The sequence below is a fragment of the Streptomyces sp. KR55 genome (genome assembly GCF_052245645.1).
Taxonomy (GTDB): domain Bacteria; phylum Actinomycetota; class Actinomycetes; order Streptomycetales; family Streptomycetaceae; genus Streptomyces; species Streptomyces flavusporus.
The window spans coordinates 1-11,627 of record NZ_JBQQCE010000313.1 but is presented as its reverse complement, the minus strand read 5'-3'; the positions used below and the strand labels follow the sequence as shown (position 1 = coordinate 11,627).

At 71.6% G+C, this 11,627-nt stretch carries 7 protein-coding genes and 2 pseudogenes; 3 read left to right on the top strand and 6 right to left on the bottom strand.

Going from position 1 to position 11,627, the window contains the following annotated elements:
- The first annotated feature begins 119 nt into the window (after window positions 1-119).
- Together ACTWQJ_RS34845 and ACTWQJ_RS34840 are read left to right on the top strand one after the other, a co-directional pair.
- Window positions 120-1,241, top strand: coding sequence for an ATP-binding protein (locus tag ACTWQJ_RS34845; protein WP_443310463.1), 1,122 nt, complete (start codon window positions 120-122; stop codon window positions 1,239-1,241).
- On the top strand, window positions 1,238-4,171 hold the full coding sequence (locus tag ACTWQJ_RS34840) for a DUF5682 family protein (protein WP_224734041.1): 2,934 nt from the start codon (window positions 1,238-1,240) through the stop codon (window positions 4,169-4,171). The genes ACTWQJ_RS34845 and ACTWQJ_RS34840 overlap by 4 nt, the downstream gene beginning before the upstream one ends.
- A 134-nt stretch (window positions 4,172-4,305) precedes the next feature.
- On the opposite strand, the pseudogene ACTWQJ_RS34835 reads toward ACTWQJ_RS34840, so the two are convergent.
- From ACTWQJ_RS34835 to ACTWQJ_RS34820, 4 genes and pseudogenes are all read right to left on the bottom strand, one after another.
- A pseudogene (locus ACTWQJ_RS34835) lies at window positions 4,306-4,568 on the bottom strand (family 1 glycosylhydrolase); the annotation flags it as partial.
- Window positions 4,565-4,738 (bottom strand): annotated as a pseudogene (locus ACTWQJ_RS34830) (carbohydrate ABC transporter permease); the annotation flags it as partial. The pseudogenes ACTWQJ_RS34830 and ACTWQJ_RS34835, both read right to left, overlap by 4 nt.
- Window positions 4,739-4,918: 180 nt before the next feature.
- Complete coding sequence (gene fusA / locus ACTWQJ_RS34825; RefSeq protein WP_443310462.1) at window positions 4,919-6,964, bottom strand: elongation factor G; 2,046 nt, start codon at window positions 6,962-6,964, stop codon at window positions 4,919-4,921.
- 324 nt (window positions 6,965-7,288) lie between these two features.
- Window positions 7,289-7,990 carry a nucleotidyltransferase domain-containing protein gene (locus ACTWQJ_RS34820; RefSeq protein ID WP_443310461.1) on the bottom strand — a complete coding sequence of 234 codons (702 nt, stop codon included), beginning with the start codon at window positions 7,988-7,990 and terminating at the stop codon, window positions 7,289-7,291.
- 221 nt (window positions 7,991-8,211) lie between these two features.
- Between ACTWQJ_RS34820 and ACTWQJ_RS34815 the strand changes: the two genes are divergently transcribed.
- Window positions 8,212-9,282 (top strand): glycerophosphodiester phosphodiesterase family protein, encoded by a 1,071-nt coding sequence (locus tag ACTWQJ_RS34815; RefSeq protein WP_443310460.1) that lies wholly within the window; start codon window positions 8,212-8,214, stop codon window positions 9,280-9,282.
- A gap of 215 nt (window positions 9,283-9,497) precedes the next feature.
- On the opposite strand, the gene ACTWQJ_RS34810 is transcribed toward ACTWQJ_RS34815, so the two are convergent.
- Complete coding sequence (locus ACTWQJ_RS34810) at window positions 9,498-10,136, bottom strand: response regulator transcription factor (RefSeq protein WP_443310464.1); 639 nt, start codon at window positions 10,134-10,136, stop codon at window positions 9,498-9,500.
- The coding region (locus ACTWQJ_RS34805) for a sensor histidine kinase (protein ID WP_443310459.1) at window positions 10,133-11,627 on the bottom strand (1,495 nt) is incomplete at its 5' end. The genes ACTWQJ_RS34805 and ACTWQJ_RS34810, both read right to left, overlap by 4 nt.

Here is an 11,627-nt window from a genome sequence, read left to right as displayed (position 1 = left end):
CACGCCGGTGATCTCCGGCCACATCAAGAAGCTCGTGCACGAGCTCAAGACGTTCCTCACCTGATCACCCGACACCTCTCGCTGTGCCGGTGATCCCCGTATGGAAAGGCTTTCTCTTCATGTCCGACCTGCTGCGCGCTCCCGCCGAGATCAAGTACGCCGAGGAGCTCGACTGGCTGGAGTCGATCGACGACAACCCCAAGCCGTTCTCGTGGCGTCTGTCGCCGAAGATGGTCCGCCTGTTCATTCTCGGCTCCGAGCGCTCCGACGGCCTGGACCGGGAGATCTCGCAGAAGTGGTTCAGCGATCGCAGCTTCGTCGAGCGCTCCATCGTCACCCTCGCCTCCGACCGCGGTCTGCTGCTCATCGGGGATCCGGGCACGGGCAAGAGCTGGCTGGCCGAGCTGCTGTCCGCCGCGATCTGCCGCAACTCCACGCTGGTGGTGCAGGGCACGGCCGGCACCACCGAGGACCACATCAAGTACTCGTGGAACGTGTCCATGGTCATCGCCAAGGGCCAGTCCCGGGAGTCGATGATCCCCTCGCCGATCATGACCGCGATGGAGGCCGGCGCCATCGGCCGCTTCGAGGAGCTGACCCGTTCCACGAGTGACGTGCAGGACGCGTTGATCTCCATCCTCTCCGAGAAGTACATCTCGGTTCCCGAGCTGGAGAGCAGCGGCAGCGACAACATCGTCTTCGCCAAGCCCGGCTTCTCGATCATCGCCACCGCCAACAGCCGCGACCGCGGCGTCAACGACCTGTCGTCCGCGCTGAAGCGCCGCTTCAACTTCGTCCGCATCCCCGTCGTGACGAACAGGAAGAGCGAGGCGGAGATCGTCCGCTTCCGCACCGAGGAACTGCTGCGCCGGCACGCCATCGACCTGGACGTGCCGCCGACCCTCCTCGACGTTCTGCTGCAGAGCTTCGCCGATCTGCGCGCCTCCGCCGCCGCGGCGAGCAGCGACGACGAGAAGCTGGAGTCGGCGCTGTCCACGGCCGAGCAGATCGGTGTGCTGGAGGACGCCGTGCTGCACAGCAACTTCTTCGGCGAGCGCGCCCTGACCGCCCGCACCCTCGCCTCCTCGCTCGTCGGCTCCCTCGCCCGGCGCGAGCCCGAGGACCTGGCCATCCTCAACAAGTACCTGCACGGTGTCGTCGAGCCGCGCAGCAAGGAGGAGGGCGGTTCCTGGCCCGAGTTCCTCGAGGGCGGCCGCGACGCGATCGCCACGCTGGCATGAGCGGGCCCCACGAGAGCAGCACGTTCGGCGCGCTGCGCGGGCAACTGCAGGAGGCGGCGGCCACGTTCGCGGGCGGTCCGGACGCGCTGGAGAGCATCCTGCTCGGCATGGTCGACGACGTCGACCGCGCGGTGCGCGAGCCGCTGGAGATCTTCCCCGTCTGCCACCACTCGCCCGCCTCGGCGGTCGCCATGGCCCGCCGCCTGCGTGAGAAGCAGCCCAAGGTCGTCTACCTGGAGCTGTGCGAGGACATGGCGCCGCTGCTGACCGAGCTGCGCAACTGCCGGCTGCCGGTGGCGGTGCAGGCGTTCGCCGGCGACGTCGACGGCTTCCCCGCCGAGTGGGCGCCGCTGTCGGTCGTCGCGCCGATCACCGAGGCGTCCGCCGAGTACCAGGCCATCGCGTACGCCCTCGACACCCCGGGCGTCGAACTGGTGCTGGTCGACCGGTCCTCGGACCACGTCTTCCAGTGGGACACCCGCGGTGAGCGCACACCGGAGCCCACGCCCGAGGACGCCGATACTCCCCCGGCCGAGGCGGAGGCCGCACTGCACGGCGAAGCCGTCGGCGTCGAGATCGGCGACCTGCGGCCGCGGTTCGCCGAACTGGAGGAGCATCTGCTGCGCCACGGCAAGGTGCGGCACTGGTCGGAGTGGTGGCACCAGTACGTCGAGGTGCCGCTCGGCGACAGCGATCACGACACGTACCGCCAGGTGATGTTCCTGATCGGCAGCCTGTTCCGGCGGCTCGCCCCCGGCGATCCCGCACGCGTGCGCGTGGACGAGGACCGCGAGCGGTACATGTGGACCCGGATGCGCGAGCACCTGGCGGCCACCGGCACCGATCCCGACGACTGCCTGTACGTCTGCGGCGCGTTCCACGCGGCCAGCCGTGTCGAGGAGTTCGGCGTGCACGGGGCCGACACGTTCACGATCTCCCCGCGTACCGTCACCACCTGGCAGTACGGGCTCATCCCGTCGAGCCACGCGGCGATCGAGGCGCAGTTCGGCCTCGCCGCGGGCTCGGTGTCGATCGCCGCGACCGAGTGGGCGAAGAGTCTGAAGCGCACCCGTGTGCAGCCGTACCGGCTGGCGGGCCAGGCCGGAGGGAAGAAGCCCTCGGCGAGGAAGTCCCGGGGGAAGCAAGTCGCGGTCCCGACACAGGAACCGGCCACCGCCGCAGACCGGCTGTCCGGCTTCCTGCGCAGACCCCCCGTCCTCGACAGTCTCGACGAGGCCGAACTGCTCGGCTGGTCGGTGGACATCGTGCGTGCGGCCCGCCGCAACGGCTATCTCGCCTCCACCGCCGACGCCATCGCCGTCTTCGAGACGTCGATCCTGCTCGCCGGGATGCGGGACCGGGCCAAGCCCACGCCGTACGACTTCCAGGACGCGGCGGTCACCTGCATCGAGAAGGACAGCGTCCCCGGGCGCCGGGACGTGCGCCGTCTCGTCGAGATCATGATGGGCGGCGACCGGATAGGCCAGGTCGGCTACGAGGCGCTGCCGCCGCTCGCGCGCGACGTGTACGACCGGCTCGCACCGCTGGAGCTGAAGCTCGAGCAGCGCGGGGTGAAACGGGCCCTGCTGGACATGGCCTCCCGGCCGGAACTCAGGGCGTGCTCCGACGTGCTGTGGATGCTGCGGCGTCTGATGCCGCAGGGAGCGGCGCGGCCGATCATGGGCGAGCGGCGGCTCGGCGAGCGGTCGATCCAGGAGTCGTGGGACCTGGCGCTGGGCACCCACCAGCGGGCCCTCATCGAGCTCGGCTACGAGGGCGTCAGCCTCGAACAGGTGCTGGAGCAGCGGCTGCGACGCGAGGCGTACGGGCCGCAGGCGACCACGGCGACAGTGCTCGCCGCGGTCGAGGACGCGACGCTGTACCTGCGCAGCCGCCGCCTCGCCGACGAGCTCGGCACGCACGCCCTGAAGGTGCTCGCCGCCGAGCGCAGCGTCGACGGCGCGCCGGAGGTGCTGCGCCGGGTGCGGGCGCTGCTGGCGTACTACCGCACCAGCGAGCCGGTACTGCCGGCGTGGATCGAGTCCTTCGTCAAGACCGGTTACGCCCACTACTGCACGCTGCTGCCGACGGCGATCCGGGACGAGGACGCGACGGTGGGGCAGGTCGCGGCGATGCTCGGCTTCCTGTTCAGCATGGAGAGCCTGGCCCTGTCGCTGGGCTGCGACCGGGCGCAGTTGGAGCTCGCGGTCGCCCAGTGCCACCCCGACGACCCGTCGAAGACGGCACTGCTGTGGGCGGCGCAGGTGCAGCTCGGCACCCTGTCCCGGGCCGAACTGCGGTGCCGGTGCGACGAGTTGCTGGACAACCCGTTGGTGGTGCCCGCCTACCCGCGCTACCTGAGCGGCTTCGTGCACGCGCTGGATCCCGTGCCGGGGCTGGCGGATGTGGTCGTGGAGGCAGTGTCGAACGCCTTCGGGCGCCTGCCGGACGCGGTACTCCTGCCGTGGCTCCCGCTCCTGATCACCACCCTGCGCTCGAGCGCAGCGGAACTCGCCCCGCTGCTGATCCGCGAGGCCGGCCGGATCTTCCCGGGCAGACTGGCGGCGCTGGACGCGTGGATACCGCCGTGGCGGGCGCAGCCTCCGGCTCCGCTCACCGCCCGCCGCGCCACGCAGGAGCCCTCGCGCCGGGGTGCCGCCCTGCTCCCGGCCCACCCGGCCACCTGCGACGCGGTGGCGGAGCTGCTGGGCTGCGCCCAGGGATGGGCGACGCCCGATGTCCCGGCGGCGCCCACCGGCGTGGCGCTGCTGGCGACGCATCCGGCGACGTGCGACGCGGTGGCGGACTTGCTCGGCTGCGACGGCGCATGGGCGGCGACGGCCGGTCCTTCCCCATCAGCCGGCGCCGCGCTCACGACCCGCCACCCGGCGACGGCGAGCGCCCTGGAGTCCCTGCTCACGAGCAGATGACAGCAGCGGCCGGCCGGGTCCCGGGGCAGCCGCCCGGGGCCCGGCCGCACCGCACCACCTCCAGCCCGGTGGGCGCCCGCTCCCCATATCCCACGCCCACCGGAGTCCTCGCCCCTCAGACCGCCCGACGCACCCGCGTTCGTGCCGAGGCGGCGCATCAGGTCGATGTCCTCGCGCCTGCGGTGGTAGTGGTCGCAGGCCCCGGCGCCGTGGTCGCCGCCGGCGATCTTGCCGGGGGTGTGCGAGAAGGTGTCCCAGATCGACGGCGAACGGCCGTCCTCCGCCACGGCTCCCTCGATCTGGTACGCCGAGGTGCCGTGCCCCACAGGAAGTCGTCGGGGAGGGCGGCGTAGTCGATGGTTACGGAAGTCCCTTCACAGTCGGACGAGTTGGTCACTTGGCGGCTCCTGCCGTCAGGCCGGCGACGAGGTAGCGCTGGAGCAGCAGGAAGCCCGCTACCACGGGGACACTCACCACGAGCGAGGCGGCCATGATCTGGTTCCAGTACACGTCGTTGAGGGTCGAGTAGCCCTGGAGGCCGACCGCCAGGGTGCGGGTGGTGTCGTTCGGGTCGTCTCGCTGAGCGGGCACGGGCAGTACGAGTGCGTCATCAACGACACGGGAGCGCCCACATCGGGGCGAACACCGTGCCGTCGACGGTGGTGCCCTATCCCTGAGGCGTGCTCCGGTACGGCACCGGTGACGGCCCCTCCCGCGGGTGAGTGCGGGAGGGGCCGCCGGGTTCCGTCACCGCACGGGTGCCGGGTCCGGCGCCGGGGCGTAGCCGGTGGGCCGGGCCGTGAAGGTGCCGCGGCCCTGGGTGCGGCTGCGCAACCGGGTCGCGTAGCCGAAGAGTTCGGCCAGCGGCACCGTGGCGGTGACGACCGCCGAGCCCGACCGGGTGACCGAGCCGGAGACCCGGCCGCGCCGGGCGGCGAGGTCGCCGAGGACGCTGCCCACGGCGTCCTCGGGCACCGTGACGGTGACCTCGACGACCGGTTCCAGCAGGGCCATCGTGCTCGCCCGCAGGGCGCCCTGCAGCGCGAACCGGCCCGCCGTCCGGAACGCCATCTCGGACGAGTCCTTCACATGGGTCGCCCCGTCGGTGAGGGTGACGCGCAGCCCGGTCACCGGGTGCCCGTCGAGCGGCCCCTCGGCCAGGGCGTCCCGGCAGCCGGCCTCGACCGCCCGGACGTACTCCTGCGGCACCCGGCCGCCGACGACCGTCGAACGGAACTCGAAGCCCGCCTCCAGCGGCTCGACATCCAGGACGACCTGCGCGAACTGGCCCGCTCCGCCGTCCTGTTTGACGTGCCGATGGACGTGCCCGGACGTGCCGCGCACGACTGTCTCCCGGTAGGTGACCCTCGGCCGGCCGACCTGTACGTCCAGCCCGTGGGCACGCCGGAGCTTCTCCACCGCGACCTCCAGGTGCAGTTCGCCCATGCCCGAGAGGACCGTCTGCCCGGTCTCGGGGTCGGTCCGCACGACCAGCGACGGATCCTCCTCGGCCAGCCGGTCCAGCGCCGTGGCCAGCCGGTCGGTGTCGGCGGAGCGTGCGGCCTCGACCGCCACGGTGACGACCGGATCGGCGACACTCGGCGGCTCGAGGACGAGCGGCGCGTGCGGCGCGCACAGAGTCGAGCCGGCGCGGGCGGACTTCAGTCCGACCACGGCGACGATGTCCCCGGCGACCGCCCGCTCCACCTGGGCGTGCCGGTCGGCCTGCACACGCAGGATCCGGCCGATCCGCTCACTGCGCCGCGCGCCCGCGTCCCACACGGTGTCTCCCTTCTCGATCGTCCCCGAGTACAGCCGCAGGTAGGTCAGCCGTCCCGTCGCTGTGGCGCTCACCTTGAACGCCAGTGCCGCGAGCGGTGCGTCCGGGTCGGCAGCCCGCTCCTGCTCCGCCCCGTCGAGCGTGCCGCGCACCGGCGGTACGTCCAGCGGTGACGGCAGGTACGACACGACCGCGTCGAGCAGCGGCTCGATCCCGCGGTTGCGGTACGCCGAACCGCACAGCACGACCACGCCGTCGCCGCTGTGGGTCAGGTCGCGGAGCGCGGCGGCCAGGGTCGGCCCGGACAGGGCCGAGGTGGCGCAGAACTCCTCGAACGCGTCCGGGTGGAGCTCGGCGACCGCTTCTTCCAGGAGCCGACGACGCCGGTGTGCCTCGTCCAGCAGGTCCGCAGGGACCGGTTCCGTTACGGCTGTCTCCGCGCCGTCGGCCCACACCAGTGCCCGCATGCGCACCAGGTCCACCACGCCGGTGAAGGCGTCCTCGGCGCCGATCGGCAGCTGCACGACCAGCGGTGCCGGGTGCAGCCGCTCCCGGATGGAGGCGACGGCAGTGTCGAGGGCGGCTCCCGCGCGGTCCAGCTTGTTGACGAAGGCGATCCTCGGCACGCCGTGCCGGTCCGCCTGCCGCCACACGGACTCGCTCTGCGGCTCGACCCCCGCGACGGCGTCGAACACCGCGACCGCCCCGTCGAGCACCCGCAGCGATCGCTCCACCTCGTCGGCGAAGTCGACGTGCCCGGGCGTGTCGATCAGGTTGATGCGGTGCCCGTCCCAGGTGCAGCTGACGGCGGCGGCGAAGATGGTGATGCCACGGTCGCGTTCCTGGGGGTCGAAGTCGGTGACGGTCGTGCCGTCGTGGACCTCGCCGCGCCGGTGGGTGGTGCCGGTGGTGTAGAGGATCCGTTCCGTGACGGTGGTCTTGCCGGCGTCGACGTGGGCGAGGATGCCGAGGTTGCGAACGGTGGTCGGTCGACGATTCAGTGCGGTACGCACGGCCCATGGCCTTTCGGGATGGTTCGGTGAAAGGGCAGCGCGATTCCCGGACGGAACGGGCAGGCAGATGCCAGGCGTTGGTGTTGCGCGTGGCTCAGTCGTTCGTCACGGGCGTCCGGTACCGGCCGCGCAGCGGGCACCGGGCGGCCGGAGACACGAGGATCACCTCGAAGCGGGAGCGGGGAACGATGACGGCGATGCGGTCACGCACGGCCCGGCTCCCCTCACTCGACTCACTCTTCGGAACGTGGTGAGTGTAGGGAACCGGGTGGGCGCGGGGCACCGGATTTTTCGAGGTCTACGTCCGGAATCCTTGCTCGAGGTCTACGTCCGGACCGCGTCCGGTGTGTAGAGGCGCGCCCGGACCCGCCGCAGCCACGCCTCCGCGGCCGTCTCGTCAGGCTGTTCGGGCAGTACGGTGCGGGACTCGTCGAAGGCCGCCTCGAAACGGCGCAGCAGGGGCAGCGCGGACGCCGGGTCGGCGGCGACCTGCTCACCGAAGGTGTGGTAGCTCTCGGGGTCCTCGACCCGGATGGTCAACTGCCCGGTGGTGTAGAGCTCGTAGCCCTGTTGGCACAGTCGCTTGAGGTGGCGGGCGTGCTTCGCGGTGCGCTTGCGGGTGTCCGCGGAGAACGAACCGTCGCCGCGGCTCTGGAGCTTCCTGAACTGCTGTGTGGCGTACCCGAGATAGGCATCGCGGACCCGCCGGGCGCTCAGGAAGGACGCCCGGATGCCGATGAGCTCGTCGCCGAGCTCCGTCCGCACCTCGTACAACTCCTCCGGCAGCCAGACGAGTTCCATGACGGTCGGATTGCCGCCGAGCGCGAGCCGGCACCACTTCGCCGCCTCGTGCAGGGTGCGGTCGGGGGCCGTGGTGACGTGGGACTCCTTCGGGCCGTGCAGGCCGTGCAGGGCCTCGGTGGGGGCGGCGAACAGGCCGAGCCGGTCCACGTCGGAGCCCTTGTGGGCCAGTCCGTAGGCGGTCGAGCCGACGACGCCGGACAGCAGGATGTTCGTCACGGTCACAGGTCCCCCCCGGATTCATCGCGCGCCCCGGTGGCACGGGCGGCGGCGGACCGCCATGATGCCGCGCTCCCCCGGCGGCCGGCCTGCCATTTTCGGGCGACCGCCCAGTCACCCTCGGGTTCGTCGAGCGTTCACAGCTGCATCACGTCGAGGTCTTCACCCGCGCCCGGCGTCGAACTAGCGTCCTGGGATCGCCCCAACCCCCAACGAGTGAGGTTTCGATGTCCGCAAGACATTTCCTCGCCGGCCTGGCCCTGGTGCCGGTGCTCGCCCTCCCGACGGCCGCCCATGCGACGACGGCGAGTGACCCCGGCGTCCTGCCCCAGAAGTCGCACTTCGACCTGCAGGCCCACCGCGGCGGCCTCGGCATGACGACCGAGAGCACCCTGGAAGGGTTCGGCAAGGCGCTGCGGCTGGGCGTCACCACGCTGGAACTGGACACCCAGGTCACCAAGGACCGGAAGGTCGTCGTCACCCACGACCGGCAGGTCAGCGCCCAGAAGTGCCGGGACACGGCACCGGTCACGCCGGGCGACCCGATGTACCCGTACGTCGGCAAGTACATCAAGGACCTGACGCTGGCCCAGATCCGCACCATGGACTGCGGCTACCAGCAACTGCCCGGCTACCCCGAGCAGGAGCAGATCAAGGGCGCCCGCATGGTCGAGCTCCGGGACGTCCTGGACCTCGTCAAGAGCTACAAGGCCAGGCAGGTCACCCTCAACATCGAGACGAAGGTCGAAGCGGGAGCACCCGAGCAGACCGCGCCACGTGAGCTGTTCGTGCGCCGCGTGTACGAGGAGATCCGCGCCTCGGGCCTCGAGCGCCAGGTCACCATCCAGTCCTTCGACTGGGGCGCGCTGAAGGAGATGCACCAGCTCGCGCCGCGGTGGCCGCTGGTGGCGCTGACGAACTACGACTTCCTCCAGGTCGGCAAGCCCGGCGCCTCCCCCTGGCTGGGCGGGATCGACGCCGACGACTACGACGGCGACTTCGTCAGGGCGGCCGCGGCCGTCCCCGGCGTGAAGGCGCTCTCCCCCAACTACGGCTTCCCGCAGAACGGCAAGATCGGCGACCCCGGCTTCCGCTTCTACCCCGACCGCACGATGATCGCCGAGGCCCACGCGCGGGGCCTGAAGGTCGTCCCGTGGACCTGCGACGACCCGGCCACGGTGGAGGCGCTCATGGACATGGGGGTCGACGGCATCATCACGAACTACCCGGACCGTGTCCGGCAGATCATGGCCGACCGCGGGATGCGGCTGCCGAAGGCGTACTTCCCGCGCCACTGACACGCACGGCGAGGACCAGCCGGTCGCCGATCCAGACCTGGTCGCTCCGGTTCCGGATCTCAGGGCTGACCCTGATGTCCTGGGATCCGGGCCCGATTACGGTTGTTCTCACCGGCACCGCTCCGGGAGACGGCAGGGAAACACGGGGGACTCACGGGGGAGTACGGGGGAACTGCCGTCCCCGGAGCGGGGCGCCGGCCCGAGTCTGGCGAGGGTCAGGCTCGCAGATACGTCAACACGGCCATCACCCGACGATGGTCCATGAGGTCGGCTTCGAGCTGCAGCTTGGTGAAGATGTTCCGTACGTGCGTCTCCACCGTCTTGCCGCCGATGACCAGTCGCTGCGCGATGGCCTCATTGGACCGCCCCTCGGCCATGAGAGCCAGCACCTCGCGCTCCCTGGCGGTGAGTTCGTCGAGCGGGTCCGCCGGCCGGGCGGTGTCCATCAGCCGGGCGACGACCTCCGGCTCCACGACGGTCCCGCCGGCGGCGACCCGCTTCAGCGCGTCGGCGAGTTCGTCGGCGTCGGCGACACGTTCCTTGAGGAGGTAGCCGAATCCGCGCTGGTTCTGCAGGAGCGCCTGGACGGTGCCGGCGGTCTCGACGTACTGGGACAGCAGCAGCACTCCGGTGCCGGGGTGGCGCTCGCGGATGGCGGCCGCCGCTCGGATGCCCTCGTCGGTGTGTGTCGGGGGCATCCGGATGTCCAGCAGGACCACGTCCGGCCGGTGCTGGGCGACCAGGTCGAGCAGGGGGCCGGTGTCCCCGCAGTGCGCGGGCACCTCGAAGCCCTCGTCGGTGAGAAGACGTACGATCCCCTCCCGCAGAATCGCCGAATCCTCGGCCACGATCACACGCACGGCAGCTCCGCCCTGATCCTGGTCCCGCCGCCCGCGGGGCTGTGAATGTGCAGTACGCCGTCGACGGCGGCGAGCCGGTCCGCGAGGCCGAGCAGACCGCTGCCGCGCCCCGTGTCGGCGCCGCCGACGCCGTCGTCGACCGTCTCGATGACCAGCTTGCCGTCGTGGTGCCGGGCGGAGACACTCACGGCCTTCGCCCGTGCGTGCTTGGCGGCGTTGGACAACGCCTCGCAGACGGTGAAGTAGGCGGTGGACTCGACGACCGGATCGTACCGTCGGGGTTCGGCGGCCACGACGACGGTCAGTTGGGCCTGCTCCGCCAGCGCCTTCAGCGCCGGACCGAGGCCTTCACGGGTGAGGACGGCCGGATGGATGCCGTGCGCGATGCCCCGCAGCTCCTCGAGCGCCAGCTTCAGACTGCTCTCGACCTCGGCGACCGAACGGCGCAGCGACTCGTCCGGATGGTCCGCGAGCCCCCTGTCCAGGCGGCGCAGCGCCATCAGCGCGAAGACGATCCGGGCCTGGGCGCCGTCGTGGAGGTCCCGCTCCAGCCGCTTGCGTTCGGTGTCGGCGGCCCGGACGATGCGCGAGGTCACTTCCTTGGCCTGGTTGCGCAGCCAGACGTTCTCCAGCGCCAGCCGCAGTGCCGCGGACACGGCCTCCAGCAGCTGCGGGTCCTCGGCGAGCGCCGGGTCGTGCCGCAGCAGTGCCAGCGCGGCGCCGCGCGAGGAATCCACGCGGGTGCGCCCCGCGCCCTCCGGCCGCACGGGCCGGCCTTCGCCGTCGAGATACGCGCCGCGCTCCTCGTTCCACAGGCCCAGTCTCAGCCCGGGGTCGCCGAGCACCCGGGCGAGCGCCTGGCGCAGCCGCACCGGATCCGGGTCGGCGCCGACCTCTATGACCAGGCCGCTCACCTCGGCGCGCTGCAGCTGCATCCGCAGCAGACCGGCGAGGAAGGCCAGTGGCACGGCGGCCTGTGCGAGGTCGGAGATCAGGTACACACCGCTCGCTGCGGAGTCGCCGATCCCGGGGACCAGGCGCAGCACGACGTGCGAGAGAAGGAAGGCGGTGGCGATGACGACGGCGATCCAGGCCGGGGTCAGCGCCCGCCGCCGCGCCACCGAGGCATGCCGCCAGCGCCTCACGAGCAGCGCCACCGCGGCCACGGACAGGACCCAGCCCACCGCCCGGTAGGCACCGTCGACGTAGTCGAAGAGTCCCGTCATGCCGGGCACCAGCAGCAGATTCGGGCCGCAGCCGTGGCAGTCCAGATAGGTGGCGTCCGAGGAGACGGCCGGGTCGAACATCATCGCCCTCAGGAGCCCGCCCACGGCGACGAGCGCGTACGCGAAGAAGACCATGCGCCGCGTCAGCGCCGTGGTGAGGCGCCCATCGGGGAACGAGAGCAACAGATGTGCCAGGACGGCCATGTTGAGCGCCTCCCACCAGGCGCCCAGCGCGAACAGGGCGGGCACGTCGGTGCCC